Genomic DNA, 26,944 nt, shown 5'->3' with positions numbered 1-26,944 from the left:
ACTCAGGCCGATTCGGCAGCCGGAGCATCGGCGACGTCGGCCGTGATGCCGTACAGCGTCTCGAGTGCCGCGGCGAATTCGTCGCCCCGTCCCTGAGCCGCGAGTTCGTGCGCCCGCTTCGTCGGTGCGTGCGTGAGCACCCCGGCGAGGTGACGCATGGCCTGCTCGACCCTGCCGCCCTCGTCGCCGCGCGCGCGAGCCCGCTCGATCTCGGCTTCCATGAGGCCGAGGATGTGCGTGCGGAACGCCACAACCGACGGCGTCACGCTCTGCTGCGCGCCGACGACGTGGAAGGTGTCGGCGGCCTCGCGGACCACGGTGCGTGCGGCATCCGTCGCCTGCAGCTCCTCGAGGGGAGCGTGCAGACGGATCGTCTCGAGATCGAGAAGCGCGACGCCCTCGAGGCTCGCGATGTCGGGGTCGACGTTGCGCGGCATGCCCAGGTCGATCACGAGCTGCGAGGTCTGCTGGCCCATCGGGCAGCCGGCGGCCGCGTCGCCTGTCGGCCCTTGCAGCTGCGCGCGACCGAGCACCGGCTCCGTCGCGGTGGTGCAGGTGATCAGCAGGCTCGACGCCGTCGCGATGCGCGCGTAGTCGGCTTCGGAGACGGCAGCGATGTCGTGCTTCTTGGCGAAGAGCTCCGCGCGTCCGGAGGGTGAGTACACCGAGATGTTCGTCGCACCGCGCTCGCGCAGCGTGGCGAGCGTCACCGCAGCGTACGAGCCGGTGCCGACGAGCAGCACGCGCTCGGCGGACCAGTCGGCGATGCGGCTGTCGGCGAGTTCGAGCGCGAGGCGCACGAGCGAGCGTCCGGCTCGGCCGAGCGCCGTGACGTTCTTGACCTTGCGCTGCGCCTGGCTCGCGCGCTGGAAGAGCCGCTCGAGTTCGGGGGAGGTGGTGCCGTGCTTGCGGGCGGTGGTGAGGGCGCGTCGCACCTGGCCGGCGATCTCGCCTTCGCCGGACACGACCGATTCCAGACCGGACGCGACCGCGAAGAGGTGCTCGGCGACCCGGCGGCCGGAGTGCACGGCGTAGGCGCCGTCGAGCTCTTCGGCGGGGATGCCCGCCGACTGCTCGATCGCTTCGAGCACGGCTTCGACGCCCACCGCCCCGGCGGCGGTCACCGGCTCGTCGACCTCGACGTACGCCTCGAAGCGATTGCACGTCGAGACGACGACTGCACCCTGCACGCACGGAGCGAGGCGCAGAAGATTCGGCGCGACGTCGTCGGGGGTGCGGCTCAGTCGTTCGAGCATTTCGAAGGAGGCGGTCTTGTGGTTCGCCGTCACACACAGCAGCACACTGACATCTTACGCCGCCTTTCGGAGTGCCTCCTGGATGCGGTCACCGGGCACCCACAGAGACCGGATGGGATGATGGACGCATGTCCTCATCCACTGCCCCGCTGCTGCGCGCGCTCGCCGGAGATCGACCAGAGCAGACCCCCGTATGGTTCATGCGACAGGCAGGTCGCTCGCTTCCCGAGTACCGCGAACTCCGCGTGGGCACACGGATGCTGGATGCGTGCCTGACTCCTGACCTCGCCGCTGAGATCACGCTGCAGCCGGTCCGCCGCCACGGCGTCGACGCCGCCGTCTTCTTCAGCGACATCGTGATCCCGCTGCGCCTCGCCGGTGTCGACGTGGTCATCGAGCCCGGACGCGGACCCGTGTTCGCAGAACCGGTGCGCACGCGGGCCGACGTCGATCGGATCACCGCGATCGATCCGGAATCCCTCGACACGGCAGCCATCGCCGAGGCCGTGCGCATCGTCACCGCCGAACTCGGCGACACTCCGCTGATCGGCTTCGCCGGTGCACCGTTCACGCTCGCCGCGTACCTGGTCGAAGGCGGGCCCTCCAAGGAGCATCTCCGCGCACGCGCCATGATGCACACCGATCCCGAGGCGTGGAACCGCCTGGCCGGCTGGCTCTCCCGCATCTCCCGCCGCTTCCTCGAGGCGCAGCGCGACGCGGGAGCGGCGACCGTGCAGCTGTTCGACTCGTGGGCGGGTTCGCTCAGCCCCGCCGACTACCGTTCACTGATCGCTCCGCACTCGAAGGCCGCGGTGACCGACCTCGGCATCCCGGTGATCCACTTCGGCGTCGGCACCGGACCCTTCCTGGCGGACATGACGCTCGACGGCGTCGCCTCGGCCGTCGGCGTCGACTGGCGTCAGCCGCTCGACGAGGCCGCACGCATCCTCGGCCCTGACGTCACCGTGCAGGGGAACATCGACCCGGCTCTGCTGTCGGCACCGTGGGCGGTTCTCGAGGAGCACGTGCTCGACGTGCTCGAGCGTGGGCGGGCGGCCCGCGCACACATCCTCAACCTCGGTCACGGCGTGCCTCCGGAGACCGATCCCGACCAGCTCACCCGCATCGTCGAACTGGTGCACTCCCGCACGGAGCCGGCACGCGCATGACCGAGGATCCGGTAGACCTCACGGCCAGAGCCGCCGCGCGCCACGTCATCGTGATCGGCGGGGGCATCGGCGGTCTGATCGCCGCACGAGAGTGCGCCAAGGTCGGCATGCGGGTGACCCTTCTGGAAGCGGCGGGCGAACTCGGCGGTGCCATCCGCCGCGCCGAACTCGATTCGACAGCGGTGGATGCCGGTGCCGAGAGCTACGCGACGCGGGGCGGGCACGTGCGCGAACTGCTCGCCGACCTCGGTCTCACCGATCGCATCGTCACTCCCGACCCTGCGGGCGCGTGGCTGGTCGGAGTGCCAGGTGTCGCCCCGGCCCCGCTGCCCAAGGGCGGGATCCTCGGCATCCCGTCGAACCCGTTCGCCGACGACGTGCGCCGCATCATCGGCTGGGGTGGGGCGTGGCGCGCGTACGTCGATCGGCTGCGGCCACCGCTGACCATCGGCAAGGAGCACAGCCTCGGCAGGCTCGTCGCGTCGCGGATGGGCGACAAGGTGCGCGACCGATTGGTCGCACCCGTCACGGCCGGCGTCTACTCCGCGCACCCGGACGACGTCGACACCGAGGTCGCGGCTCCAGGACTGAACGAGGCCCTCACGCGTGCGGGGTCGCTGTCGGGCGGAGTCGCACAGCTTCTCGCAGACCGTGCCGACCGCGCCAAGAAGGCACCGGGCTCCGCCGTCGAGGCTCTCGCCGGTGGCATGCACGTGCTCGTCGACGCGCTGGCGGAGGATCTCGACGAACTCGGCGCGACCGTGCGCACCGGGACCGGTGTGCAGGCCCTGACCCGCGAAAGCGGGCAGTGGGCGGTGACGTTCCCGGTGGTCGGCGAGGGCGACGATGCCGAGGCGACGACCGAGACGCTCACTGCGGATGCCGTCATCGTGGCGACGGCTGAGCCGGCGGCCCGTACCCTGCTCGACGGCCACGTCGTTGCTCTGGGCGCCCCCGGCGCTGCCCCGGAGATCGAGATCGTGAGCCTGCTTCTCGACGCCCCTGCGCTCGACGCCGCGCCGCGCGGCACCGGAGTGCTCACCGTGCCGGGCAGTCACACCGCCAAGGCGCTGACGCACACGACCGCCAAGTGGTCCTGGCTCCGCGACGCGGCGGGGGGCAGGCACATCGTGCGCGTCTCGTTCGGCGCTCAGGGCGAGCCAGCGGCAACTGCCGGGTTGGACGACGATGAGGCGGCCGCGCTCGCGCTGCGGGAGGCTGCGGACCTTCTCGGAGTGCCGCTGCCGGCCTCGACCCTCGTCGACTCGCACCGTGCACGGTTCACGCAGGCGCAGCCGGCCTCCCTCATCGGTGCGTCCGAGCGTCGCCGGTCCGTGCGTACGGCGGTGCAGAAGGTCGACGGCCTCGCCGTCGTCGGGGCGTGGCTTTCCGGAACGGGCCTCGCCCAGGTCATCCCCGACGCGAAGGACGAGGCGGATCGCCTGCGCCGCGCCCTGCTCTGGGCGTAGATGAACCTTGGCTGTCAACCCCCTGCCGTATAGATGCCGAAATCGGCATATGGGGTTACGCTGGGTACCTGGCCGACAGGGGCGGAATCCTGCGGCTCGACCGGAACAACGTGAGGAGACCCCATGAAGGGGAAGATCGGACTCGTCGTCGGACTCGGCGTCGGTTACGTACTCGGCACGCGCGCCGGACGCGAGCGCTACGAGCAGATCAAGACGCAGTGGCTCAAGGTCTGGCACCTGGACCCGGTTCAGGAGCAGGTGACCAAGCTCACCGCATTCGCGGGCGACAAGGCCGCCGCGATACCCGGTGCTGTGTGGTCGGGCATCGTCAAGGTCGCCAAGTCCGCCGGCAACGGAGCGACACCCGGCGAGAAGCTCGACTCCGCGATCGCCACGACCAAGAAGGCTGCGGAGAACGTCGCCGAGGTGGCGGAGGACGTGGTCGAAGACGCGAAGGCGGCGGCGAAGAAGCCCGCGGCCAAGAAGCCGGCAGCGACGTCGAGCACGTCGACGGGCACCGCGGCGAAGAAGACCACGACGAACGGGAAGTGACATGGTCCGCGGATACCGTGACCGCGCGGACGACAGCTTCCTGACGCTGCTCGGCGACCTCCCTGAGCTCGTCAGCAAGCTCGTCAAGGCCGAGATCGAATCGGCCAAGACCTGGATCTCGCGCACCGCGAAGGACGCCGGCATCGGCAGCGTCTGGTTCCTGGTGGCGCTGTTCTTCCTGTTCTGGCTCATCCCGATGATCCTCGTCTTCGCTGTGGCCGGGCTCTCGTCGTGGTGGCCGGTGTGGCTCTCCGCGCTGGCGGTGATCGCGCTGCTGCTGCTCTGCGTGCTGGCGTTCGCGCTGCTCGGGCTGCTGAAGTTCCGCAAGGTGCTGCGTCGTGAGAACCCCGGTCAGGCGGTCGCGACCGATATTCGAATCGTGAAGGATGCCGGTGATGACAAACTCTGAGCTGAATCTGCCCCGCACCGCCGTCCCCGCAGGGATCACCGACCCCGTGGCATCCGCTCGTGCAGAGCTGAAGGCCGCTCTCGCCGCGATCGAGATCAAGGGGAACCTGCCTCGCCGCATCGAGAAGGCGTCCGTGCGCGGTGCCGCGAAGGCGCGTGTGTTCGCCGATCGCAACCCGGTCGGCGCGGCGGCGGCGGCCGTCGGTATCGCGGCGGTGGCCGGGACGCTCGTGTGGGCCATCGCACGCGCTCTCGCGCGCTGACGCCGACCGGTCCCTGATCCCGTCGGAGGGTCACTGCATTCGCTCCTTCCCCGAGAAAGGGGCAGACTGGATGCATGTCCGACGCGAGCGAAGAGAACCCCACCGGCTTCACACTCTGGGCCGTGTGGCGACGCAATCCTGATGCGCCTGTCGCGGAGACCGACGCGACCGAGTTGGAGACGATCTCCGAGCACATCGAGAACTCCGGTGTGACCATCCGCGGCTTCTACGACGTCTCGGGCCTCAAGGCGGATGCCGATCTGCTCGTGTGGTTGCATGGCGACACCGCGGAGGACCTTCAGAAGGCGCTGCGCCGCCTTCGCCGCACCGAGCTCCTGCGCACGCTGCTGCCCGTATGGAACGTGATGGGTGTGCACCGCGACGCCGAGTTCAACCGTGCGCACGTGCCCGGCTTCCTGCGTGGGGTCGAACCCAAGGACTGGCTCTGCCTGTACCCGTTCGTGCGCACGCCGGAGTGGTACCTCGCCCCGGAGGAGGACCGCCGCAAGATGCTGGCGGATCACGGACGCAAGGGCGCGGCGTTCACGGGCGTCATCGCGAACACCGTCGCGGCCTTCGCCCTCGGCGACTACGAGTGGATCCTCCCGCTCGAGGCCGATGATGTCACCGAGCTCGTCGACCTCATGCGCGACCTGCGCTACACCGAGGCCCGTCGTTTCGTGAAGGAGGAGGTCCCGTTCTTCACGGGTCGCAGGCTCCGTTTCGACGAGATCGCGGACGTGCTGCAGTAGGCGTGATGAGTACTTCGACCCGACAGCGTCCGATCCGCCTCGGCACGCGCAGAAGCGCACTCGCGCAGGCGCAGTCCGGCCACGTCGCCACCGCACTCGAGAAGGTCTCCGGCCGCAAGGTCGAGCTCGTTCCCATCGTCTCGGAAGGCGACACCAACCGTGCATCGCTGTCCGAGATCGGCGGGATGGGCATCTTCGCCACCCGCCTGAGGGAGGCGCTGCTCGGCGGGGAGTGCGACATCCTGGTGCACTCGCTCAAGGACCTGCCGACCGCCGAGCCCGACGGCCTGCTGATCGCCGCGACGCCGCAGCGGGAGGATGCGCGGGACATCGTGCTCACGCGCGACGGCACCCCGCTGCACGAGCTGCGCGCCGGAGCGAAGGTCGGCACGGGCTCACCGCGGCGCATCGCCCAGGTGCGCCGTCGCGCGCCCCGTGCAGAGGTCGTCGACATCCGCGGGAACATCGGCTCGCGCATGGCACGCGTCGAGTCGGGCGAGCTGGATGCCGTGATCCTCGCGGCCGCCGGCCTGTCACGGATCGGGACCGAGATCCCGCTCGCGCGTGAAGAGCTCGGCCTCGCCGAATGGCCGACCGCACCGGGCCAGGGGTCGCTCGCCGTGGAGACGACCGCGGACGCGCCGGCAGATCTCCTCGCCGCCCTCGCGCAACTCGACGATGAGGCCACCCGGCTGGCGATCACCGTGGAGCGCGGCGTGCTGGAGGGATTGGATGCCGGATGCCAGGCGCCGATGGCCGCGCACGCGGTCGTCACCGGCGACTCCGTGCGCGTGCGGACGGTCGTCTACGCACCCGAAGGAGAGCGGCGGATCGGCCTCGACGTCACCGAACCTCTGCGCCGGGGGTATATTCGTCTGAACGGCAGTGGCAATGGAGCGGATGCTGCCGATGGTGCGGACCCGAATCACGCAGCACGCGAGATCGGACTTTCTGTCGCCCGTCGGCTGCTCGATCAAGGGGCGGCCGGACTCGTCTCCCGAGAGCAATCCTGATGAGCAGCACACCCGAAACGAATCATGAGAAGCCGTTGACCGGCTGGCGCGTCCTCGTTCCGCGAGGAGGCCCCTGGGGCGACGGCGTCGCCGCGAGCCTTCGCGCGCAGGGCGCCGTCCCCGTCGTCGCGCCGCTGATCAACTTCGGCCCCACCAACGACCAGGCCGCGCTCGACGACGCGCTGACGAAGCTCGCCGCCGGAGAGTTCGACTGGCTCACGATCACCAGCGCCACGACCGTCGATGTGCTGTTCGCGCACCGCGCCGTGGTTCCCCGGTCGACGAAGATCGCGGCGGTCGGCGAGACGACGGCAGCAGCGCTTCAGGCGGTCGGCTACGAGGTCGCGCTCGTGCCGGAGGAGGACAACTCCGCCGAGGGGATGGCGCAGCAGCTCCTCGCCCTCGAACCGTCACCCCGTCGCATCCTGACCCTGCGCAGCGAGATCGCGAAGCCGGTCCTCACGCGCTCGCTCATCAACGCCGGACATGAGGTCTCGAGCGTCGTCGCCTACCGCACCGTCGGAGTGCCGGTCACCGAGCGCATCCGCCGCGATGTCGACAGCGGCCGCATCAACGCGATCCTCATCACCAGCGGATCGGTCGCGCAGCAGGTGCGCGAGCAGTTCCCCGACATCCCCGATGACACGCTGCTCGCCGCGATCGGCCCTCGCACCGCGAAGGACGCCCGGAAGGCCGGGCTGCCCATCACGGTGGTCGCGGACAAGCAGACCGTCGACGCGCTCATCGATGCGGTGTCGCACTTCACCCTTCCGCACGCGGCCGACGAGTTCGCACCGTGAGTTTCCCCGAGATCCGTCCGCGCCGGCTGCGTCAGTCGTCGGCGGTGCGGAACCTGGTGCGGGAGACCTCGTTGGAGCCGCGGCAGCTCGTTCTCCCGATGTTCGTGCGCGAGGGCATCTCGGAGCCCGTGCAGATCAGCTCGATGCCCGGTGTCGCTCAGCACTCGCTCGATTCGCTGCGTCGCGCCGCGGTCGAGGCGGCGGAGGCCGGCGTCGGAGGTGTGATGCTGTTCGGCGTTCCCGCCGTGCGTGACGCGACCGGCTCGGGGGCGGACGACCCCGACGGCATCCTCAACGTCGCAACGGCCGCGCTGGTCTCCGAGGTCGGCGACGCGCTCGTCGTGCAGACCGATCTGTGCCTGGACGAGTTCACCGACCACGGCCACTGCGGCGTGCTCTCCGACGACGGATCGGTCGACAACGACGCGACTCTCGAGCGATACGTCGCGATGGCGCTCGCTCAGGCGCGGGCGGGATCGCACCTGCTGGGGCTGTCGGGCATGATGGACGGCCAGGTCGCGGCGATACGACGCGGGCTCGATGCCGAAGGCTTCACCGACACGCTCCTGCTCGGCTACGCCGCCAAGTACGCGAGCGCGTTCTACGGACCGTTCCGCGAAGCGGTCGATTCGCAGCTGCAGGGCGACCGCCGCACGTATCAGCTCGATCCGGGCAACCGCCGCGAGGGACTGCGCGAGGCGCTGATCGACGAAGCCGAGGGTGCGGACATCGTCATGGTGAAGCCGGCCATGAGCTTCCTCGACGTGCTCCGCGAGGTGCGCGACGCCGTGCATATTCCGGTATGGGCATATCAGATCTCCGGTGAGTACGCCATGATCGAGGCCGCGAGTGCGAACGGCTGGATCGATCGCAGGGCAGCCGTGCTCGAGTCGCTGCTGTCGATCCGTCGTGCCGGTGCCGATGCCGTGCTGACGTACTGGGCGACCGAGGCCGCCGGCTGGCTCCGCGACTGAGGGAGGGTTCATGAACGACCGCAACGATGACCTGTTCGCCGCCGCTCGCGCGGTGACGCCCGGCGGGGTGAATTCCCCGGTGCGGGCGTACGGATCCGTCGGCGGGACGCCGCGGTTCCTGGCATCCGCCAAGGGCGCGACCGTCACGGATGCCGCGGGCCAGGAGTACATCGACCTCGTGGCCTCATGGGGTCCCGCTCTGCTGGGGCACGCGCATCCGGAGATCGTCGCCGCGGTGCAGGACGCTGCTGCCCGCGGGCTCTCGTTCGGGGCGCCCACCGAGGGCGAGGTGCAGCTCGCACGGCTCATCACCGAGCGCGTGCGGGTGGGCGACCTCGCTCCGATCGAACGCGTGCGCCTGGTGTCCACGGGCACCGAGGCGACCATGACGGCGATCCGCCTCGCGCGTGGTGCCACCGGTCGCGATCTGCTGGTGAAGTTCGCCGGGCACTACCACGGTCACTCCGACGGACTGCTCGCCGAGGCCGGATCAGGGGTCGCCACGCTGGCGCTGCCGGGCTCTGCGGGAGTGCCCGCGCCCATCGCCGCGCAGACGCTCGTGATCGGCTACAACGACCGCGCCGCACTTGAGACCGTGTTCGCAGAGCACGGCGACCGCATCGCCGCCGTGATCGTCGAAGCCGCGGCGGCCAACATGGGCGTGGTCGAGCCCGAGCCCGGCTTCAACCGCTTCATCGCCGACACCGCGCACGCGAACGGCGCGCTGATGATCCTCGACGAGGTGCTCACCGGCTTCCGCGTGCACCACGCAGGATACTGGGCGCTGCAGGCATCCCTCGGCGAGGAGTACCTGCCCGACATCATCACGTTCGGCAAGGTCGTCGGCGGCGGCATGCCGCTCGCCGCGCTCGGCGGTCGAGCCGCCGTGATGGACCTGCTCGCGCCCACCGGGCCGGTGTACCAGGCCGGAACGCTCTCGGGCAATCCGCTGTCGGTCGCTGCGGGCCTCGCGACGCTGCGGCTCGCGACCCCAGCGGTGTATGCGCGGGTGGATGCCGCAGCCGCCCGTGTCGCAGCGGCCCTGGACGCCGCCCTCACCGACGCCGGCGTCGTGCACGCCGTGCCCCGCGCCGGAAACCTGTTCGGTGTGGTGTTCGCCGAGCGGCCGCCGCGCACGTACGCCGAGGCGCAGGCGCAGGAGGCGTTCCGCTACGCGCCCTTCTTCCACGCGATGCGCGAGCAGGGCGTGGCTCTGCCGCCGAGCGTGTTCGAGGCGTGGTTCCTCACCGCCGCGCACGATGACGCGGCTCTGAGCCGCATCGAGGCGGCGCTGCCGGCGGCGGCCGCGGCCGCGGCGTCCGCTCTGGCCTGATCGGGTGCACGTTTCGCGGACGTCGCGCGTCATTGCCGGTTTCCATCCCGCATAACGCCGGAGCCTTCTGGGGATTCGGGTGCACATGGTCGCCGGACGACGCTCAGCCGGGTGTTCCTCCGGAGTCGTGCAGAGAAACCGACGTGGTGGAACCGCACAACCGGATCGTTGCGGTCCTGTGAGGAAGTCGCAGACAGTTTGCAGGGCGTCGCTGGCAGACTGGGTGCATGGTGACGTTGCTGCTGGATCAGACACAGCTTGAGGTTGTGCTCTCCCCGCTCGAGCGCGCTGCGACGTTCCACCGCGAGAACCTCCGCGTTTCGCGCGACACCATCACCAAGGTGCAGCTCACCGACGATGCCTGGACGTGGCTGCGCGGAGTGCCGGGCCCCGGTACGCACATCCCCGGCATCCTCGCGGCCGGAACATGGAAGGCCGCCGCGACGACCGACTTCGTGCTCATCCGCCGCCACCGGGCGAGTGTGGTCATCGACCTCGAGGGCGATGAGCAGTTCCAACGACTGATCTTCACGACCAGGCACGGTCTCGCCCTCACTCAGGCGCTGCGCCTCGATGTCTCGGAGGAGCCCGTCGACGTCGTGGAGATCGCGGGTACCGCGCCGGTGCCCGTCGTGAAGGGGCGCCAGCGACCGGTCATCCGGCCGCGCCCGGTGTGAGATCCGAGAGCTCAGCGCTGTTCGTGCGCGGACTCGCTGTGGTCCGAAGATCCGTCCTGCGCGTCGTCCGCGCCATCCGCGGTCTCGTGGTCGACGGGCGCGTCCTCCGCGTCGTCATCCTCTGATGACGGGTCGCCGGTCAGCGCGTCGAAGAACTCCTCGGCGGGATCGGGCTCGTCGGACTCGGAATCCGACTCGGGCGACTCCGGCTCGGAATCCGCAGTAGTGGCGTCAGCACCCGGCACCACGTCGATGACGCGGGTGGCGTCGGGGTCGATCTCGTCGGCCGCGTCTGCGGACGGACGATCGGCTTGCTCTTCGACGTCGCCTTCGCTCGCGTCATCCGCCGTCTTGGCGGGCGTGTTGAACAGGCTCGCTACCGCGGCCAACCCGGCGATTCCGGGGAGCGGACGGTCTGCTTCCTGAGGGGCGGGCGTATCGGTTTCGTCCGCCGGTCCGGCCGCGTCGGTGGCGTCGGCGTCGGCGTCGGCGTCGAGGTGTGCCGCGTCGACGGGAGCCGCATCTTCGTCCTGAGGCTCGGCGGCTGCGGCTGCGGGTGCGGCCTCGGGTGCGGCCTCGGCGTCGTCTGCGAGCGTGTGATCGGAAGGCGCCTCGTCGACGATGACCTCGTCCTCGATGAGTGCATCCGCTTCGGGCACGTCGACGGAGCTGAACAGCGCCGCGACCGGACGGTCGGCGTCGGCAACGGGCTCCGCATCCGTGGCGGGGGCGGGAACGGCATCCGCCTGCGCGGCTGCGACGGCGGGCGCTGGGCGCACGTACCGGTCATTCACGAGATCCAGGAAGACGTCCTCGAGCGTCGGACCGCGCTGCTGCAGTGTGGTCAGCGCCACGCCGGCGCCGGCCGTGACCGCACCGATGGTGGCCGCGTCGCTGCCCCGCACCGTCAGGCCGGAGCGCAGGACCTCGAACTCGAACCCTGCACCGCGCAGCGCGGAGGAGAGCGCGGAACGGTCGGCGGCATCGACCACGACGGGGCCAGTGCTCGGGTCAGCGAGGTCTTCCATGGTGCCGGCGAACTTCAGCTCGCCGCTCGCGATGACGAGGATCTCGTCGGCGGTCTGCTCCACCTCGGAGAGCACATGCGAGGACACCAGGACGGTGCGCCCTTCATCGGCGAGACCGCGGATGAGCGTGCGCATCCAGCGGATGCCCTCGGGGTCGAGCCCGTTCGCGGGCTCGTCGAGCACGAGCACGCCGGGGTCGCCGAGCAGGGCGGTCGCCGCGCTCAGGCGCTGACGCATGCCGAGCGAGAGCGCCGCGATGCGCGTGTCGACGTCATCGGCGAGGCCGACGAACGAGATGAGCTCTCCGACGCGGGACATCGGGATGCTGTTCGCCTTCGCCGCGGCGATGAGATGACGCTCGACGGTGCGGCGGGCGCGGAAGCCGGGGTTCTCGAGCATCGCCCCGATGACGCGGGCGGGGTCGCGCAGCTCGGAGAAGCGCTTGCCGCCGATCTTCGTGGTGCCGATGGTCGGACGCTCGAGGCCGACCAGCATGCGCAGCGTAGTGGTCTTGCCTGCGCCGTTCGGTCCGAGGAAGCCCGTCACCACACCGGGGTTGACGCGCGCGGAGAAGTCCGACACCGCGGCGACAGCGCCGAAGCGCTTCGTCACATGGTCGAACTCGATCAGCTGTCCGTCTGGCATCCCGGGCCTTTCTGCGTTGGGCGTTCTCTCTATCTTGTCGGAAAACACGCAGAATCTCGCGTTGGCGCTGTGCGATGCGTGAAGAAACAGGCGGGTAACGTGGCATTCGTGACTGACAGCACCGCGGAACCCACCGTCCTCGTCCGCACCGAGGGATCGCTGGGGCGGCTCACGTTGAACAGGCCGAAGGCGATCAACGCGCTGGATCTCGGCATGATCCGACAGCTCACCGCAGCGCTCGATCGGTGGCGCGATGACAGCGACGTCGACATCGTCCTGATCGACGGCGCCGGCGAGCGGGGACTCTGCGCCGGAGGAGACGTGCGTGGCCTGCACGAGCAGATCGTCAGCGGTCGGCATGAGGGCGTCGGCGACTTCTTCCGCGAGGAGTATGCACTCAACCTCATGATCGCCCGGTACCCGAAGACGGTCGTGGCCTTCGCCGACGGCATCACGATGGGCGGAGGGATCGGACTGGCGGGCCACGCGGCCATCCGCGTCGTGACCGAGCGCAGCCGTCTGGCGATGCCGGAGACCAGGATCGGGTTCACCCCCGACGTGGGCGGCACCTACCTGCTCGGTCGCGCTCCCGGTCGGATCGGCGAGTACCTCGGGCTCACCGGCGCCACGATGACGGGAGCGGATGCCGTCTACGCCGGCTTCGCGGACTACTACGTGCCGTCCGCCCATCTCGACGAGCTGCGCGAGGCCCTCGGCAAGCGCGCCGACCCGACCAGCCCGTCCGAGCTCGTGCTGCTGTTCGACGAGACGCCGGAGCGCTCCGTCCTCGCGGACGAGCGCGCGTGGATCGACGAGGTGTTCTCCGCGGACACGATCGGCGAGGTCGTGCAGCGACTGTCGGAGCGGACCGAGAACGCGGCCGGCGCGACTGCCGCGACGCTGGCCGAACTCTCACCCACCGGGGTCGCCGTCACACTCGACGCCGTCCGCGAGGCGCGAGAGGGCGACCTGCGGGCCGCGCTGATCGGCGAGTACCGTCGCGTGCTGTGGTTCGGGACCCATCACCCGGACCTCGTCGAGGGTATCCGCGCGCAGCTGGTCGACAAGGACCGTTCGCCGAAGTGGCGACCGGCCACCATCGCCGAGCTCGGACCGGATGCCGGCGCCGCAGCACGCGCGTACGTCCCCGAGGTGCCTCTCTTCGGCTGAACCGACCGTCGCGCGTTGCTGGACGCGGTGCAGAATGTGCCCATGATCAGCGGATCGTTCGCCCTGAGCGGATAATCCGCATTCGTCGTGTGCAATGTCCGAACTTCGTGGCACTCTGTTCTGTGGCTGTCTCGGCCCTCTTTCACAAGGACACTTTCATGCTCGGAAAACTCCTCGTCCGCTATCTCTCCAAATACCGATGGCTCCTCGTCGGCGTACTGCTGTTCCAGTTCGCCAGCGCGCTCGCCACTCTCTACCTGCCCCGGCTCAACGCCGACATCATCAACAACGGCGTCGCCCAGGCCGACACCGGCTACATCTGGCGCACCGGCGCATTCATGCTGCTCGTGTCGCTCGGCCAGATCGTCTGCTCGATCATCGCCACATATTTCGCGGCGAAGGCCGCCATGAGCGTCGGCCGCGACATCCGCGCCGACGTCTTCTCCCGTGTCAGCGGCTTCTCGGAGCGCGAGGTGTCGCAATTCGGCGCCGGGTCGCTGATCACGCGCAACACGAACGACGTGCAGCAGGTCCAGATGCTGGCGATGATGGGCGCGACCATGTTCGTCACCGCGCCGCTGCTCGCCATCGGCGGCATCATCATGGCGGTGCAGCAGGACGTCGGGCTGAGCTGGCTGATCGCCGTCTCGGTGCCCGCGCTGCTCATCACCGCGGTTCTCGTCATCGGCCGCATGGTCCCCCTGTTCCGGCGCAACCAGAATCAGCTCGACGCCATCAACCGCGTCATGCGCGAGCAGCTGACCGGCGTGCGGGTCGTGCGGGCGTTCGTGCGCGAGCCGATCGAGGAAGAGCGCTTCCGCGAGACCAACACCGAGCTCATGATCCTCGGCCGCAAGATCGGGTCGCTCTTCGTGCTGCTCTTCCCGCTGTTCATGCTGATCCTCAACGTGACAGTGGTCGGGGTCATCTGGTTCGGCGGTGTCGAGATCAACGCGGGCAACGTCGAGGTCGGCACGCTGTTCGCCTTCATGCAGTACATCGGCCAGATCATGATGGGCGTCATCATGTCGAGCTTCATGGCCATGATGATCCCGCGCGCCGCCGTCTCCGCAGAGCGCGTCGGCGAAGTGCTCGACGCCGAGTCGAGCATGCACCGTCCAGAGAACGGGGTCGTCGACTTCACCGCTCCTGGAACGGTGATGCTCGAAGACGTCGAGTTCACCTACCCCGGTGCCGACTCGCCCGTGCTGTCCGGCGTATCGTTCGGCGCGAACAAGGGGGAGACCGTCGCGATCGTCGGCTCGACCGGAGCGGGGAAGACCACGCTCGTCTCGCTGATCCCGCGGCTGTTCGACGTCACAGGCGGTTCGGTGCGCGTCAACGGCACCGACGTGCGCGAGGCGGACGTCGACGCGCTGTGGAAGAGCATCGGCCTGGTGCCGCAGCGTCCGTTCCTGTTCACCGGAACCGTGGCGTCGAACCTGCGTTACGGGCGGGAGGAGGCGACCGACGAAGAGCTCTGGCATGCGCTCGAGATCGCGCAGGGTCGCGATTTCGTCGAAGAGATGCCGGACGGCCTCGATTCGCGCATCGCGCAGGGCGGTACGAACGTCTCCGGAGGACAACGTCAGCGGCTCGCGATCGCCAGGGCCATCGTGCACCAGCCCGAGGTCCTCATCTTCGACGACTCGTTCTCGGCGCTCGATCTCACGACCGACGCCAGGTTGAGGCAGGCGCTGTGGCGTGAGCTGCCAGGGGTGACGAAGATCGTCGTCGCACAGCGCGTGTCGACCATCATGGATGCCGATCGCATCGTGGTGCTCGACGGCGGCACGATGGTCGGAGTCGGCACCCACGACGAGTTGCTCGCCACGAACGACACATACCGAGAGATCGTCGAATCGCAGCTGGGGGTGGACGCATGAGCGACCAGAAGAAGCCGTATGCCGAGGCTCCGACCAGCACGGCGCAGGGAGTCGCGGGTGAGCTCACCGCAGAAGAGCAGTACGAGGCCGAACTCGCCGAGCAGGCCAGGCTGAACTCGGGCGACTGGGACGCGGTCGCGCCGGGCAAGGCCGACAACTTCGGCAAGAGCTTCGCCAGGATGATCGGTCTGCTGAAGCCGTCAGCGCTGTGGTTCGTCTTCGTGTCGATCCTCGGTGCCATCGGCGTCGTGCTGACGGTCGCGGCGCCGAAGGTGCTCGGCGAAGCCACCAACATCATCTACGAGGGCTTCATCTCCAAGACCCTCGGCGACAGCGGCGTGCCGGCGGGCACCTCGCAGGAGCAGGTCGTCGAGATCCTGCGATCGCAGGGTCAGGACGACTTCGCCAACATGGTCGCGGCGTTCACCGACTTCCAGGTCGGCGCCGGCATCGACTTCGAGCGCCTGCGCTGGATCATCGTTGCCGTGCTCGCGATCTACATCGGTGCCGCGCTGCTGAGCTGGATCCAGGGCTACGTGATCAACGTCATCATGGTGCGCACGATGTGGCGCCTGCGCGAGTCCGTCGAGGCGAAGATCAATCGCCTGCCGCTTTCGTACTTCGACAAGGTGCAGCGCGGCGAGCTGATCTCGCGCGTCACGAACGACATCGACAACATCACCACGGCGATGCAGCAGTCGCTCTCCGGCGCATTGACCTCGGTGCTCACCGTGATCGGCGTGCTGGTGATGATGTTCTCGATCTCGTGGCAGCTGGCGCTGGTCGCCCTGGTCGCGCTGCCGCTCATGGGAGTGATCTTCGGCGTCATCGGTCCGCGCTCGCAGAAGGCGTTCGGATCGCAGTGGCGCAAGGTCGGTCGCCTCAACGCCCGCGTCGAGGAGGCGTTCTCCGGCCACGCGCTGGTGAAGGTCTACGGCCGCGAGAAGGATGCGCTCGACAAGTTCCAGGTCGAGAACGAGGAGCTGTTCCAGGCGAGCTTCAAGGCGCAGTTCCTGTCGGGCATCATCATGCCGGCCATGACCTTCGTCGGCAGCCTGACCTATGTCGGCATCGCCGTGCTCGGTGGTCTGATGGTCGCGAGCGGGCAGCTCCGTCTCGGCGACGTGCAGGCGTTCATCCAGTACTCGCAGCAGTTCACGCAGCCCCTCAGTGAGCTGGGTGGTATGGCGGCGATCGTGCAGTCCGGCACCGCATCGGCTGAGCGCGTGTTCGACTTCCTCGACGCTGATGAGCAGGATCCGGATGACGCGGACGCACCCGCCCTCGAACACGGTAAGGGCGTCATCGAGTTCGAGAACGTCTCGTTCTCGTACACGCCGGAGCGTCCGCTGATCAACGACCTCTCGTTCCGGGTGGAGCCGGGGCAGACGGTCGCGATCGTCGGTCCGACCGGCGCGGGAAAGACCACGCTGGTGAACCTCATCATGCGCTTCTACGAGCTCAGCGGTGGTCGCATCCTGCTCGATGGGCAGGACATCTCCGAGGTGACCAGGTCGGAGCTGCGCTCGCGCACGGGCATGGTGCTGCAGGATCCGTGGCTGTTCGCGGGATCCATCCTGGAGAACATCCGCTACGGCCGCGCATCGGCGACCGACGAGGAGGTGCTGGAGGCGGCGAAGGCGACGTACGTCGATCGCTTCGTGCACGCGCTTCCCGACGGGTACGAGACCGTCCTCGAAGAGGACGCGGCCAACGTGTCGGCCGGCGAGCGGCAGCTCATCACCATCGCACGCGCGTTCGTGGCGAAGCCGTCGATCCTCATCCTCGATGAGGCGACCAGTGCGGTCGACACCCGCACCGAGCTGCTGCTGCAGCACGCCATGGCCGCGCTGCGACAGGGACGCACGTCGTTCGTGATCGCGCACCGTCTGTCGACCATCCGCGACGCCGACCTCATCCTCGTGATGGAGCACGGCGACATCGTCGAGAAGGGCACGCACGAAGAGCTCATCGCGGCGCAGGGCGCCTACTGGCGGCTGTACCAGTCGCAGTTCGAGCAGGCGGCGACCGACATCGATGCCGAGGAGGCCATGACGGGCACGACCCCCGTGGTCGTCACCGGTGACGCCGACGCGCCGGACACCGTGTCGGTCGCGAGCGGCGACACCGAGGCCGAGGAGCAGGCAGGAGCCTGAGCCCGATCGTCGTGGCCGGCTGCTTCGTCAGTCGGCCACGACGCCGAGGAGCTCGAGCGGATGGGTGAGCCGCCACCACGGACTCGGCCCGGACAGTTCGTCCGCGAGTGAGACACCGACTTCGGAGGCGTTGACGGGACCGCTGACGGTGAGGGTGCCCGCCCGATCCCCCGCGGCGCGCTCCTCACTCAGTGCGAGCGCCGCACCGGCTTCCGCCGATGCGCCGTTCCACAGCAGCACTGTGGCGTCCTCGTCGGTGACGAGGTCGACGCGCGCGCCCCACAGCGTCTCGACCTCACCGACGACGGTGCCGGCCGGAACGGCGGGCGGTGTGTCCTGCAGGGTCTTCTCGACCTCGGCGAACAGCGACCGCGTCACCGCGAGGCGCTCCTCGTCGCTGCCCTGGTTCAGGACCGCCGCGTACAGGCGCACGGTCGTGTCGTCCACCGTCACGTCCTTCGCGGTGAGCATGCTCCAGCCCTCGAGGGTTCCCGTCTTGATGCCGACGACGCCGGGATCGGCGAGCATGCCGTTCGTGTTCGTGACGACGCCCGCGCCCGGGATGTCGGCGGAGACCGTACCGACGATCTCCGCGAAGACCGGGTTCTGCATCGCGTACTCCCCGAGGCGCAGCAGCCCTTCGGGCGTGGCGACGTTGCCCTCGTCGAAGCCAGAAGGCGTCACGATCGTGATGCCGGACAGCCCGCGCTCCGTGAGCCATGTGGCTGCGGCGTCGGCGAAGTCCGCATCCGATCCCCACAGTTCACGGGCCAGGCGATCGATGTAGTTGTTGGCGGAGCCGAGCAACGTGCCCTGCAGCATCTGGTACTCGGTCAGCACGCCGTCGACGGGCACGTCGAGTGCGGACTGATCGCCGCGACGGTAGTCCCAGTACTCCACGTTGTCGCTGTACGAGAACGCGAACTCGGGGCCCTGCTCGCCGAGCTGCAACGGCAGACGATCCAGCACCATCAGTGCGGTGACGACCTTCGTCACGCTGGCGATCGACACGGCGTCCGCGGCGGAAGAAGCGGACGAGACGCCGGCGACGCTGATGGCGGCGCTGCCCGCGGCCGGCCAGGTGGGCGCCGCGACCTCTGAAGCGATCGTCTGGAGCTCCACGGCTTCCACGGTCGGGGGGACCTCGTGCAGCGGCCACAGCAGCACGGTCGCCGCGTAGGCCACCACGAGTGCGGCGAGGGTGCCGAGCGGCACCAGCCAGCGTGCGTGCAGCAGCGCGGGGCGCAGCGGTGCATCAGCGAGCAGATCGGGTCCGGTCTCGCGCATCGTTACGGTATCGAGATCGGCAGGACGGGTGGCCTCGTCCACGGCGTCGACGTCGAGCCAGGTGAACGCCGTCGCCGTCTGCTCGTCGTCGGCCCATTGCGCGGCGTTCGAAGGGCGATCCTCGATCGCGGCGACGGTGGAGTCCGCGTCGGTCATCGTCTCGATGTCGTCAAGGGGGGAGTCGTCGGGGACCGACTCTTCAGAAGCTGCCGCGTTCGCGTGCGTTTCCGCGGATTCCGCCACGTGATCAACGGTCGACGCATCCGCGACGGAGGCGTCCGCGGTGTCGCTGAACGGCAGGGTCGGCGGGGCCACGGTGCCCGTGGCACCCGTGGTCGCACGAAGCTCACGCCGGGTGAGCGCCCCGATATCGGGCGTCGCGTCATCGATCGTCACTTGTTTACGGTATCGAATCCGGTGCGAATCCGTGCGTGGGCGCGGGGCTCACCGCTGCGGAGCAGTGCGACCGCGGGAGACGGTGCGGGGGCTTTCGAACCTGGGTAAGATCGTCTGCACAACCACGGGAGTCCGGCGAGCCGGGCTGAGAGGGAGCGACAAGCGCTTCGACCGTCGAACCTGATCTGGGTCATGCCAGCGCAGGGAGGAGTTCAAATGAGCACGTCTACACGCACGCCCGATGCCGTATCGAACGGCACCGGTGCCAATCCCTGGCGCTGGCGCGTCGTCGACATCGTCGTCGCCGCAGTCCTCGGTGTCGCGGTCGGTCTGCTGTTCTGGGGCTGGAACGTCGTCGGCGGCGCCTGGTTCGGCGCTGCGGATGCGGTGACCCCCGGGCTCGGTGGCGTCGCCGTCGGCATCTGGCTGATCGGCGGAGTCATCGGCGGACTCGTGATCCGCAAGCCGGGGGCAGCTCTGGTCGTCGAGGTGGTCGCAGCGATCGTGTCGATGCTGATCGGCAACGTCTGGGGCGTCTCCACGGTCCTGTCCGGTCTCGTGCAGGGCCTCGGCGCCGAACTGATCTTCGCGCTGTTCCTGTACCGCCGGTTCGGCCTCGGGGTCGCGGCCCTCGCCGGTGTCGGCGCGGGAGCGGCGGCCTGGGTGTTCGAGCTGTTCTACGGCAGCTCGCCGAACATTCTCAAGTCGTTCGAGTTCAACGCCATCTACCTCACCAGCGTCGCGATCTCGGGTGCGATTCTCGCTGGCGTCGTCGGCTGGCTGCTCGTGCGCGCACTGGCGAAGACGGGAGCGCTCAGCCGCTTCGCTGCAGGGCGAGAACTCGCGCGCGAGGTCTGAGCATGACCGCTGCCACCCCGGCCCGTGTGCAGGCTGTGGGCTGGGGGTGGCGCTACGCCGGGCGCAAACGCGCCGCGGTCAGCGACGTCTCGTTCACGATCGAGCCCGGAGAGCGCGTCCTGCTGCTCGGCGCATCAGGGGCGGGCAAATCGACTCTGCTCGCGGGCCTCGCCGGGGTGCTCGGCGACGCCGACGAGGGTGACAGGACCGGCTCGCTTCTGGTCGACGGTGCGGCTCCCGAGTCGCGGCGCGGGCAGGCGGGGCTCGTCATGCAGGATCCGGATGCCGGGATCGTGCTGTCGAAGGTCGGCGACGATGTCGCCTTCGGATGCGAGAATCTCGGCGTCCCGGCATCCGAGATCCCCGCACGCGTGGCCGAGGCGCTCGAGGCAGTGGGTCTCGAGGTGCCGCTGCGCCGTCCGACGAAGGAGCTCTCCGGCGGACAGAAGCAGCGGCTGGTGCTCGCCGGTGTGCTGGCGATGCGGCCAGGGCTGCTGCTGCTCGACGAGCCGACCGCGAATCTGGATCCGGAGGGCATCGCCGAGGTGCGGGCGAGCGTCGGCCGCGTCGTCGATGCCACCGGCGCGACCCTGATCGTCGTCGAACACCGCACTCCGGTGTGGGTCGACTTGATGACGCGGGTCATCGTCCTCGGCGCCGATGGAGGACTGCTCGCCGACGGGGCGCCCGCGCAGGTCTTCGCCGAGCACGGTCGAGTGCTCGCGGAGGCCGGCGTGTGGGTGCCGGACGAGAGGCTCGATCTGCCTGTGCTCGCCGCCGCTCCCGCCGCGGGCGAGCCGGTGCTCTCGGCGAGCGGTCTCGCGATCGCCCGCACCCCGCGCACCGTCGTCCAGTCCGCGCTCGACGTGCACGTGCCGAAGGCGCGTGCGACAGTGATCACCGGCCCGAACGGTGTCGGCAAGTCGACGCTCGCGCTCACGCTCGCCGGTCTGATCGCCGAGCATGCGGGTGAGGTCGTCGCCGCCCCTTCGCTCGCCGGCCGAGGCGGTCGCCGCCCGATCCGGTGGACATCGCGCGAGCTGCTCACCCGCATCGGCACGGTGTTCCAGGAGCCGGAGCACCAGTTCCTCACTCAGACGCTGCGCGACGAGCTCGGCGTCGGACCCAAGGCGCTGGGCTGGGATGATGCACGCACCGCATCCGTCGTCGACGGGCTGCTCGATCGCCTGCACCTGTCGCACCTCGCCCTCGCGAATCCGTTCACGCTGTCAGGAGGGCAGAAGCGTCGGCTGTCGGTGGCGACCGTGCTCGCGGCGTCCCCCGAGGTGATCGTGCTCGACGAGCCGACCTTCGGTCAGGATCGGAGGGGCTGGATCGAGCTGGTCGCCCTGCTGCAGGAGGAGGTCGCCTCCGGCACCTCGGTCGTCGCCGTGACGCACGATGAAGGTGTGATCCAGCACCTCGGCGGACACCGCATCTCTCTGGAGCCCGCCGCATGAGCACTGCTGTCGATATCGGGGAGACGCTGCACCGCGCGTGGCTCGACGGGGTGAACCCGGTGACGAAGGTCGTGCTCGCCCTGCTGCTGTCGGTGCCGCTGTTCGCGTCGATCGACGTCGTGAGCGGCGTCGTCGCCATCGGACTGCAGCTCCTCTGCCTTCCGCTGACAGGGATGCGGCTGTCGACGGTGCTGCGCCGCATGCTGCCGCTCGTCTTCTTCGCGCCGATCGCGGGCCTCAGCATGCTGCTGTACGCGGAGCCGGCCGGACGCATCTACTGGAGCTTCGGATTCGCGACGATCAGTGCGGATTCGGTGCAACTGGCCCTCGCGGTGAGCCTGCGGATCGTCGCTCTGGGGCTGCCGACCATCCTGCTGTTCGGGCGCACCGACCCGACCGAGCTCGCGGACGCCCTCGCCCAGGTCGCGAAGCTGCCGAGCAGATTCGTGCTCGGCGTGCTCGCGGGCACCAGGATGCTGGGATTGTTCCTCGACGACTGGCGCACGATGGGGCTCGCCCGCCGCGCGCGCGGCGTCGGTGATCGAGGTGCGCTCCGGCGGTTCTTCTCGATGGCATTCGTGCTGCTGGTGTTCGCGGTCAGGCGCGGCACGAAACTGGCCATGGCGATGGAGGCGCGCGGCTTCGGCTCCGGCATCCCGCGCACCTGGGCCCGGCCGTCGCGTCTGCACGCCCGCGACGGAGTCGCGCTGCTGGGGGGCGCGGTGATCATGGCGCTCGCGTTGGCTGCGGCGGTGTTGCTCGGCACGTTCCGGTTCGTCTGGAGCTGAGACCCTCTCTTTCCACGACCATCCGCTACATGTTTCGGCATCCGCTACATCGATCGATGACGCGGATGTCGAAATGTGTAGCGCTGGACGTCGCTCTCAGCGTTCGTCGAGCTCGCGCACGAGTCGCCGAGGCGCGGTGACGCGGAATGATGCGTCGATGAGCTCGGCGATCTCCCGCCAGTCCGTGTCGTCGTCGAGGTCGATCCCGAGCCAGCCCGAGGGCCCGAGGTACGCCGGCACCCAGAATCGCGGATCCTGGCGGAGTGCCGGATCGTCGTCGGGGTCGGGGCGCACCATGATCGCCGCATCGTGGGCGACCCACTCCTGATCGATGCGGACGGAGCCGCCGAAGTAACAGAACACCTTCTGCGTGAAGAACGCCGGGCGTCCGTGGCTGATCTTCTCCGCGGCCTCGGGAAGGGCCAGCGCGAGGGCTCGGACCCGTGCCAGCAGCGGGTCGTCATCTTCGAACATGATCGGATGAGCCGTCATGTCGCATTCCACAGGTCGCGGTAGTACGCCAGTCGCTCGCGGTCGGGCTCGAGGCCGTACGCCTCGATGAGTGCGTCGTCCCACCCGGGGCCGTAGTTCCACGTCGTGCTCATGGATGCCACGGCGATGTCTGCCCAGCGGTCGGCGGTGCCGAGTGCGGCGAGGTCGACGTGCGCGAGCCAGCGGCCGCCGGCGTCGAGCAGGGTGTTGGGTACGCACGCGTCGCCATGGCAGACGACGAGGCGATCGACGGCCGGCGCCTCGTGCAGTGCTTCGGGTACGCGAATGCCGCGGGCTTCGGCATTCCCGATTCGGGCGGGTACGCCCCAGCTCCACGCGCATTCGCCGATCGGCAGTGCATCGTGCAGCGCGCGCAGACCCTCACCGACGGCCCTCACAGCTGTTGCGGGCTCGGCGATCCACCGGGCCACGACAGCGCTTTCGCCGGGAACGGCGACCGTGACAAGCCACTCGTGGGTGTCATCCTCTCCCTGTTCGATGACCTCTGGCACCGGGGTCCACCGGGAGGCCCAGCGCATGCGCTCCGCCTCGTCGCGCATGTTCGCCTCGGCATCGAGGGGACCGTACTTGATGAAGCGCCCATCGTCGGTGCGGTACGTGAGCCCACCGATGTTGTTGTGCCACACGGGCGCGAGCGCCGCGCGACCTGCGAGCTCGCGCACGCGCTGCGGCACTTCGATGTGCGTGGAGGGGATGCTCACGTGACCATTCTCTCGGTCATCGCCCCGATCTTCCTGATTGTCGCCTTCACAACTCGAATGAAAGCTCACTCGCGCGGGTGAGGCACGACCACCTCAGTAGGTGATGCTCGCGACGGTGCCGCGCTCGTACCGTGAAGCCATGACTTTGCGCACCCATCGTCTCCTGACGTTCGTCGTCGTCCTCTGTTCGTCCGTGCTGACCATCGCCGGCGGCGTCCGCCTCATCATCCCCGGCTCACTTGACTGGGTAGAGGGTGCGGCTCCTGGGCTTGCTGGGCGAGTGCTTCCCGACGCGGTGGAGGCGACGCTCGGCCTCGCTATCGGCCTCGCAGGCCTCGCCGTCGGACTGCTCGAGCCCGCCGCAACGCGCACCGGTCAGGCGCCGATGGTGCTGCGAATCGCGGTCGTCGTCGTCGCTGCCGTCATGATTCTGCTGACTCCCGGAGAGCTGATCCCGATCGCCGGCTACTCCTTCGTGGCGTTCGTCGTCGTCGGCGTCGTCGTATTGAGTGCGCTGTTCGTGTGGCGCAATCCCTTGTGGGGTGTGGTCGTGATCGCTGTGATCGCTGCCATCGCGACATGGGTGTTCGTAGGGCTGAGGGGCGCAGCTGTCGTGGGCGGGCTCGGGCCCGCGTTCGTCCGACAACTCCCTTGGCTGCTGTACGCGGTCGTATATCTGATTGCAGCGGTTGCCCTCATCACTCGATCGGTGATGCGTGAGATTGCGCATCGCGGCTCCTTCGCCGAGTGGTTGCTTCGCCATCGCACCGCGGTCACCGTCGTCGCCGCATGCTGCGCCTTGCCGTACTCGATCGCTCGGGCGTCGTGGCTGACGCCCTGGCCTCTGCTTGCACCAAGCGGGATCGATTTCGCCGAGGAAACGGGCACGCTTCTCATCGGGCTCAGCCTCGGTGCTGCGATGCTCTCTGGTGGCGTGCTGACACTCGGGCTCATCCGTCCATGGGGTCAGCGCTTCCCGCGGTGGATGGCAGGTCTTGGGGGACGCCCGGTGCCGATCTCGCTCGCCGTGGTTCCGGCATCCATCGTCGCGGCGTTGTTCACCGTCGGCGGCGTCGACTTGATACTGCCGACGATCGAGGTCGCGCTGAGCGGCGGCAGCGTCGGCGACGTTGTCGTGTCCCTGTTCATGTTCCCGTTCTGGTTGTGGGGACCACTGCTCGCCCTGGCGACCTGGGGCTACGCCATGGCTCGTCGCTCGGACGCCGCGTCGGGACCTTGGCCGAGCATCCGCGAAGGACTCTCAGGTGCACTGAACGGATAGGCGACACCTGACCTGTGGTGCTGTGAGGCGCCGCTGTAAGGGTGTCATCATGCCCAAGTCCTATCGCCGTGAGTTCCGTGACGATGTCGTGAGGATCCGCTCCACGACATCCGCGCCTGCCTTGGCGCCGCCCGACGCCTCGATCTCGGCGCTCATGTCGGCGAGTCGCTGTGCGATCTGCCCGTCGCGCGAGACGCGGTCGATCGCATTCCAGAGCGCGTCGGGTGTGAGCGCCGTGTGACCGAGCGATTCTCCGAGACCGAGGTCGCGGATGCGGTCACCGTTGGCCTGCTGTTCCGCCATCTGCGGAACAGCAATCATCGGTACTTTCAGGGCAAGGGATTCGAGGGTGCTCCCCATTCCGACATGGGTGACGAATGCCTGGGCGCGCTTCAGCACGGCAAGTTGGGGCACCCGCTGGTGCAGCTCGACGTTCGGTGGGAGGTCACCGAAGCCATCCATGTCGACCTGGTTGCCGACCGCCATCACGACATGCCACGGGCGCTCACGCGCCGACTCCGCGACCATCTGGAAGAACTCGGGCTGATTGTTGTACGCCGTCCCGAGCGACACGAGAACGACGGGCACGCCCGGCGCGGGAGCCTTCCACTCGCCTTGAAACGATCGGTCCGCGATGATGGGCCCGACGAAATCGTGGTCGGGGAAGGTCTCATCCCGCGGCTGGAACGACCGCGGTAGCGTCACGATCCGCGCAGCCGCGAAACGTCCTTGCATGAACGCGCCGACGTCCGGGATCCCCTCGGAACGAATGTACCGGCCGATACGGAGCATCGTCAGGAGGAATCTCGGGCTGAACGGGTTGATCCGCACATAGCGGCTCATGTTCCAATGCTTGTTCCCGACGAAGTTCGGCCACGTCTCGACCGACGGGACGTTCCAGCGGTGTGCCAGGATCCGTCCCCACCATCCGAGCGTCCCGTCGTGGACCACGAGGTCGGGGCGCGGCTGGTCAGCGAGCTGTGCGACCATCGCCTTCGTCTCGTCGAGCAGCAGGCCCATGGCGCGGACCATCTCTCGACCATGCATCTGAGGGATCGAGTCAGCATCGAGTGATTCCCACTCGGACCGCACGCGGTGAAAATATGCACCGCTCGCGGCGACGCCTTTCTCATATTCGCCCGGAGCTGCGAAGACGACGTCGTGACGACGAGTGACGAGTTCCTCGGCGAGGCCGAGCATCGGAGTGACGTGCCCGTGCCCGTGGGGCCCCATGAAGAGGATGCGGCTCATGACCGTGCCACTCTTCGTACCCGATCCGCGAGCACCGTCGTGTCGCCCAGGAGGTCGAGCAGACGATCAGCACCCATGAGCGCCAACCCGTCCGGACTACCGAGCACGATCAGCTTGTCGCCCGGCGCGATGTCATGGTCACGCCTGGCCTGTGCGGGAATCACGACCTGACCTCTCTCGCCGACGGTCACGGCGCCGTAGAACATCCGTCCGCCCGGGCCGGAGAGGGCGTGATCGGCTTCAGAGCTCTCGAACTCACCACTGGTCTTTGACATGGAATACATGTTATACATGTCGTCGTGACGAGGTGGTGCGCCCACAACTCCCCAAGAAATGGTTGCAGAACGCCGACTTGTTCGCCGGGGGCACCGCATGTCAGCGAAACTTGAGGAGTTGTGAACAAGCAAGTGCGGTCACAGCAGCGGCCGCAACGCTGCCAGGAGCACGACCGCGTGGTTGTGCTCCTCGTCATGTGCGGCGTAGACGAGGGTGACGACTCCGTGCTGCTTCAGTTCGGCCGCGAGCTCTTCGAGTGCGGGTGCGGTCTCATTCCCCAGTTCCGCGCGATAGCGGTCGGCGTATACGCCCCAGTCATCGTCGGATGCCGCGTGCCAGGCCTTGCGCAGGTCGGGGCTGGGAGCGGTGTCCTTGGCCCACAGATCGATCTCAGCCCTTTCCTTCGCCAGGCCTCGCGGCCACAGCCGGTCCACCAGCACACGGAACCCGTCAGCCGCCTCGGCGTTGTCGTAGGCTCGCTTGCGACGCAGTTCCATACCCTCCACCCAACACCTGTTCGCACCGCGACGCCAGGGTGGAACTGAGAACTGCGTATGCTGGAACTGAGTTGCACACCCGTT

Annotated in this window: 26 protein-coding genes and 1 riboswitch; of the genes, 18 read left to right on the top strand and 8 right to left on the bottom strand. The window is 68.7% G+C overall.

Going from position 1 to position 26,944, the window contains the following annotated elements; all coding sequences use genetic code 11:
• Positions 1 to 2 precede the first annotated feature (2 nt).
• Complete coding sequence (locus tag ACYVG2_RS11705; RefSeq protein WP_460781136.1) at positions 3 to 1,301, bottom strand: glutamyl-tRNA reductase; 1,299 nt, start codon at positions 1,299 to 1,301, stop codon at positions 3 to 5.
• Positions 1,302 to 1,384: 83 nt separating this feature from the next.
• Between ACYVG2_RS11705 and hemE the strand changes: the two genes are divergently transcribed.
• From hemE to ACYVG2_RS11650, 11 genes are all read left to right on the top strand, one after another.
• Positions 1,385 to 2,425 (top strand): uroporphyrinogen decarboxylase, encoded by a 1,041-nt coding sequence (gene hemE / locus ACYVG2_RS11700; protein ID WP_460781135.1) that lies wholly within the window; start codon positions 1,385 to 1,387, stop codon positions 2,423 to 2,425.
• Positions 2,422 to 3,894 carry a protoporphyrinogen oxidase gene (gene hemG, locus ACYVG2_RS11695; protein WP_460781134.1) on the top strand — a complete coding sequence of 491 codons (1,473 nt, stop codon included), beginning with the start codon at positions 2,422 to 2,424 and terminating at the stop codon, positions 3,892 to 3,894. The genes hemE and hemG overlap by 4 nt, the downstream gene beginning before the upstream one ends.
• A gap of 123 nt (positions 3,895 to 4,017) precedes the next feature.
• Entirely contained in the window at positions 4,018 to 4,446 is a 429-nt protein-coding gene (locus ACYVG2_RS11690) for a hypothetical protein (protein WP_460781132.1), read from the top strand.
• A 1-nt stretch (position 4,447) separates the two neighbouring features.
• Positions 4,448 to 4,855, top strand: coding sequence for a phage holin family protein (locus ACYVG2_RS11685; protein WP_448964339.1), 408 nt, complete (start codon positions 4,448 to 4,450; stop codon positions 4,853 to 4,855).
• A complete protein-coding gene (locus ACYVG2_RS11680) occupies positions 4,842 to 5,117 on the top strand; it encodes a hypothetical protein (RefSeq protein WP_460781131.1) in 276 nt (91 codons plus the stop codon). Before ACYVG2_RS11685 ends, ACYVG2_RS11680 begins: the two co-directional genes overlap by 14 nt.
• Before the next feature lie 74 nt (positions 5,118 to 5,191).
• Complete coding sequence (gene hemQ / locus ACYVG2_RS11675; protein WP_448964341.1) at positions 5,192 to 5,869, top strand: hydrogen peroxide-dependent heme synthase; 678 nt, start codon at positions 5,192 to 5,194, stop codon at positions 5,867 to 5,869.
• Positions 5,870 to 5,874: 5 nt separating this feature from the next.
• On the top strand, positions 5,875 to 6,882 hold the full coding sequence (gene hemC, locus ACYVG2_RS11670) for a hydroxymethylbilane synthase (RefSeq protein ID WP_460781130.1): 1,008 nt from the start codon (positions 5,875 to 5,877) through the stop codon (positions 6,880 to 6,882).
• Positions 6,882 to 7,682, top strand: coding sequence for a uroporphyrinogen-III synthase (locus ACYVG2_RS11665; protein ID WP_448964343.1), 801 nt, complete (start codon positions 6,882 to 6,884; stop codon positions 7,680 to 7,682). Before hemC ends, ACYVG2_RS11665 begins: the two co-directional genes overlap by 1 nt.
• The gene (gene hemB, locus ACYVG2_RS11660) at positions 7,679 to 8,656 is read left to right on the top strand and encodes a porphobilinogen synthase (protein WP_460781129.1); all 978 of its coding nucleotides are present in this window, start codon (positions 7,679 to 7,681) and stop codon (positions 8,654 to 8,656) included. The genes ACYVG2_RS11665 and hemB overlap by 4 nt, the downstream gene beginning before the upstream one ends.
• 10 nt (positions 8,657 to 8,666) lie before the next feature.
• The gene (locus ACYVG2_RS11655; protein ID WP_460781128.1) at positions 8,667 to 9,989 is read left to right on the top strand and encodes a glutamate-1-semialdehyde 2,1-aminomutase; all 1,323 of its coding nucleotides are present in this window, start codon (positions 8,667 to 8,669) and stop codon (positions 9,987 to 9,989) included.
• Positions 9,990 to 10,216: 227 nt separating this feature from the next.
• Positions 10,217 to 10,666, top strand: a complete 450-nt coding sequence (locus tag ACYVG2_RS11650) for a hypothetical protein (protein WP_448964346.1) — start codon at positions 10,217 to 10,219, stop codon at positions 10,664 to 10,666.
• 11 nt (positions 10,667 to 10,677) lie between these two features.
• On the opposite strand, the gene ACYVG2_RS11645 is transcribed toward ACYVG2_RS11650, so the two are convergent.
• Positions 10,678 to 12,339, bottom strand: a complete 1,662-nt coding sequence (locus ACYVG2_RS11645) for an ABC transporter ATP-binding protein (protein ID WP_460781127.1) — start codon at positions 12,337 to 12,339, stop codon at positions 10,678 to 10,680.
• A gap of 108 nt (positions 12,340 to 12,447) precedes the next feature.
• On the opposite strand from ACYVG2_RS11645, the gene ACYVG2_RS11640 reads away from it, so the two are divergent.
• The 3 genes from ACYVG2_RS11640 to ACYVG2_RS11630 all read left to right on the top strand — a co-directional run bounded on the left by ACYVG2_RS11640 (position 12,448) and on the right by ACYVG2_RS11630 (position 17,551).
• Positions 12,448 to 13,509: an enoyl-CoA hydratase/isomerase family protein gene (locus ACYVG2_RS11640; RefSeq protein ID WP_460781126.1), complete on the top strand. Its 1,062-nt coding sequence runs from the start codon at positions 12,448 to 12,450 to the stop codon at positions 13,507 to 13,509.
• Between the two features lie 158 nt (positions 13,510 to 13,667).
• Entirely contained in the window at positions 13,668 to 15,395 is a 1,728-nt protein-coding gene (locus ACYVG2_RS11635; RefSeq protein WP_460781125.1) for an ABC transporter ATP-binding protein, read from the top strand.
• Positions 15,392 to 17,551: an ABC transporter ATP-binding protein gene (locus ACYVG2_RS11630; RefSeq protein ID WP_460781124.1), complete on the top strand. Its 2,160-nt coding sequence runs from the start codon at positions 15,392 to 15,394 to the stop codon at positions 17,549 to 17,551. The genes ACYVG2_RS11635 and ACYVG2_RS11630 overlap by 4 nt, the downstream gene beginning before the upstream one ends.
• 27 nt (positions 17,552 to 17,578) lie before the next feature.
• Here the strand turns inward: ACYVG2_RS11630 and ACYVG2_RS11625 are convergent, their stop codons facing one another.
• On the bottom strand, positions 17,579 to 19,234 hold the full coding sequence (locus tag ACYVG2_RS11625; RefSeq protein ID WP_460781122.1) for a D-alanyl-D-alanine carboxypeptidase: 1,656 nt from the start codon (positions 19,232 to 19,234) through the stop codon (positions 17,579 to 17,581).
• Between the two features lie 114 nt (positions 19,235 to 19,348).
• A riboswitch (TPP riboswitch) is annotated at positions 19,349 to 19,460 on the top strand.
• Here ACYVG2_RS11625 and ACYVG2_RS11620 point away from each other — a divergent pair.
• The 3 genes from ACYVG2_RS11620 (at position 19,451) to ACYVG2_RS11610 (ending at position 22,340) form a co-directional block, all read left to right on the top strand.
• Positions 19,451 to 20,092, top strand: coding sequence for an ECF transporter S component (locus ACYVG2_RS11620; RefSeq protein WP_460781121.1), 642 nt, complete (start codon positions 19,451 to 19,453; stop codon positions 20,090 to 20,092). Its footprint overlaps the riboswitch before it by 10 nt.
• Positions 20,093 to 20,094: 2 nt before the next feature.
• A complete protein-coding gene (locus ACYVG2_RS11615) occupies positions 20,095 to 21,552 on the top strand; it encodes an ABC transporter ATP-binding protein (RefSeq protein WP_460781120.1) in 1,458 nt (485 codons plus the stop codon).
• Positions 21,549 to 22,340, top strand: a complete 792-nt coding sequence (locus ACYVG2_RS11610; RefSeq protein ID WP_460781119.1) for an energy-coupling factor transporter transmembrane component T family protein — start codon at positions 21,549 to 21,551, stop codon at positions 22,338 to 22,340. Before ACYVG2_RS11615 ends, ACYVG2_RS11610 begins: the two co-directional genes overlap by 4 nt.
• A gap of 96 nt (positions 22,341 to 22,436) precedes the next feature.
• On the opposite strand, the gene ACYVG2_RS11605 is transcribed toward ACYVG2_RS11610, so the two are convergent.
• Complete coding sequence (locus ACYVG2_RS11605) at positions 22,437 to 22,832, bottom strand: MmcQ/YjbR family DNA-binding protein (protein ID WP_460781118.1); 396 nt, start codon at positions 22,830 to 22,832, stop codon at positions 22,437 to 22,439.
• Entirely contained in the window at positions 22,829 to 23,554 is a 726-nt protein-coding gene (locus ACYVG2_RS11600) for a phosphotransferase (protein ID WP_460781117.1), read from the bottom strand. The genes ACYVG2_RS11605 and ACYVG2_RS11600 overlap by 4 nt, the downstream gene beginning before the upstream one ends.
• A 139-nt stretch (positions 23,555 to 23,693) precedes the next feature.
• Here ACYVG2_RS11600 and ACYVG2_RS11595 point away from each other — a divergent pair, with 139 nt between their 5' ends.
• On the top strand, positions 23,694 to 24,836 hold the full coding sequence (locus ACYVG2_RS11595; protein WP_460781116.1) for a hypothetical protein: 1,143 nt from the start codon (positions 23,694 to 23,696) through the stop codon (positions 24,834 to 24,836).
• Between the two features lie 60 nt (positions 24,837 to 24,896).
• Here ACYVG2_RS11595 and ACYVG2_RS11590 read toward each other — a convergent pair whose 3' ends face one another.
• From ACYVG2_RS11590 to ACYVG2_RS11580, 3 genes are all read right to left on the bottom strand, one after another.
• The gene (locus tag ACYVG2_RS11590) at positions 24,897 to 26,087 is read right to left on the bottom strand and encodes a macrolide family glycosyltransferase (RefSeq protein WP_460781115.1); all 1,191 of its coding nucleotides are present in this window, start codon (positions 26,085 to 26,087) and stop codon (positions 24,897 to 24,899) included.
• Positions 26,084 to 26,362, bottom strand: coding sequence for an AbrB/MazE/SpoVT family DNA-binding domain-containing protein (locus tag ACYVG2_RS11585; protein ID WP_426187824.1), 279 nt, complete (start codon positions 26,360 to 26,362; stop codon positions 26,084 to 26,086). Before ACYVG2_RS11585 ends, ACYVG2_RS11590 begins: the two co-directional genes overlap by 4 nt.
• Before the next feature lie 138 nt (positions 26,363 to 26,500).
• Positions 26,501 to 26,860 (bottom strand): DUF488 domain-containing protein, encoded by a 360-nt coding sequence (locus ACYVG2_RS11580; protein ID WP_460781114.1) that lies wholly within the window; start codon positions 26,858 to 26,860, stop codon positions 26,501 to 26,503.
• Between the last annotated feature and the right edge of the window lie 84 nt (positions 26,861 to 26,944).

Source organism: Microbacterium shaanxiense, from assembly GCF_054779995.1.
The sequence above is the reverse complement of the archived record's forward strand: the minus strand, read 5'-3'. Positions and strand labels throughout refer to the sequence as shown.